Annotated in this window: 1 protein-coding gene; it reads left to right on the top strand. The window is 73.5% G+C overall.

Annotated elements, in window-relative coordinates:
- The coding region (locus tag CCN39_RS35700) for a sialidase family protein (protein WP_086849605.1) at nt 1-1,539 on the top strand (1,539 nt) is incomplete at its 5' end.
- Nucleotides 1,540-1,565 lie beyond the last annotated feature (26 nt).

Raw genomic sequence — 1,565 nt, 5'->3', positions numbered from 1 at the left:
GCCCTGCTGGCCGGCGCCGGTATCGCCGTCGCCACCACCTTCGCCGCCGGGGTACCGGTCGCGGTGCCCGACCACCCGCTGGGCGGCGGGGCGGCGTGCGCCGCGCTCGTCGCGCAGCAGGAGGCGCGCGGCAGCGTCAACTACCCCGGGTCCGAGGTCGAGCCGTACGTCGCCGCCGACCCGGCCGACCCGCGCCACCTCGTCGGCTCGGCGCAGCAGGACCGCTGGAACGACGGCGGGTCCAACGGCCTGACCAACGTCGTGTCCCGCGACGGCGGGGCGACCTGGACGCCGGCCGCCGCGCAGCCGCGGTTCAGCATCTGCGCCGGCGCGACGGCGGGCTCGCCCGGCTACTTCCAGCGCACCACCGACCCGTGGGTCAGCTTCTCCGCCGACGGCCGGGTCGTGTATTCGATCGCGGACTCGTTCAACGCCGACGGCCCGGCGTTCGGCGGGGCGAGCGCGATCCTGGTCAGCCGCTCGCTCGACGGCGGCGACCACTGGGAAACCCCGGTCGTCGCGCGCCTGGACACTTCGACGCTGGTGCTCAACGACAAGGAAACGGTGACCGCGGACCCGCTGCTCGCCGACCGCGCCTACGCGGTGTGGGACCAGCTGGTCGCCCCGCGGACCAACGCCAACCCGAGCGCGTACACGCACGCGTTCACCTACCGCGGCCCGAGCTACTTCTCCCGCACCACCGACAAGGGCGCGACCTGGAGCACCGGCCGGATCATCTTCGACCCCGGGCAGAACGACCAGACGATCGGCAACCAGATCGTCGTGCCGACGACCGGCGCGGGGCGGGGCGTGCTGATCAACGGCTTCGACCTGATCACCAACAAGGGCGGCGCCTGCCCGTTCACCCACGGCGGGCAGCACTGCCGCGGCTCGTCGACGTCGACCGCGGCGGTCGTCCGGTCCACCGACGGCGGGACGACGTGGTCCGGCGCCATCGGCATCGACACCCAGCAGGTGGCTTCGGTGACGATCGCCGGGCACCCGGTCCGCTCCAGCGACGAGCTGCCCGAGTTCGCCGTCAACCCGGTCAACGGCTTCGTGTACGCGGTCTGGCAGGACTCCCGGTTCAGCGCCACGGGCGCGGCCAAGATCGCCTTCGCCCAGTCCGCCGACGGCGGGCTGACGTGGGGTGAGACGATCCGCGTCGACCAGTCGCCGGGGGACACGCCCGCGTTCGTGCCGCAGATCCGCGTCACCGCCGACGGCACGATCGGCCTGAGCTACTACGGCCTGCAGAACGCGACCCCGGCGCAGCCCGGGCTCACCGACGCGTACCTCGCCCACTGCCACGCCGCCACGAGTGACTGCGGCAACCCGGCGAACTGGGCGGTGAACGGGCAGACGCGGCTGACGGCGACGTCGTTCGACTACACGACGGCCCCGGACGCGGGCGGCTACTTCCTCGGCGACTACTCCGGGCTCGCCGCGACGGGGCCGACGCTGACCGCGTACTTCGGTGTCGCGCGGCCGGTGGCGGTCAGCGGGGCGTCGGACATCTTCGCCAACCACGCCGGTTAGTCGTGACCGGGAACGGTGGCCGGCCA

The sequence above is a fragment of the Amycolatopsis kentuckyensis genome (assembly GCF_002155975.1).
Lineage (GTDB): Bacteria > Actinomycetota > Actinomycetes > Mycobacteriales > Pseudonocardiaceae > Amycolatopsis > Amycolatopsis kentuckyensis.
The sequence above is the reverse complement of the archived record's forward strand: the minus strand, read 5'-3'. Positions and strand labels throughout refer to the sequence as shown.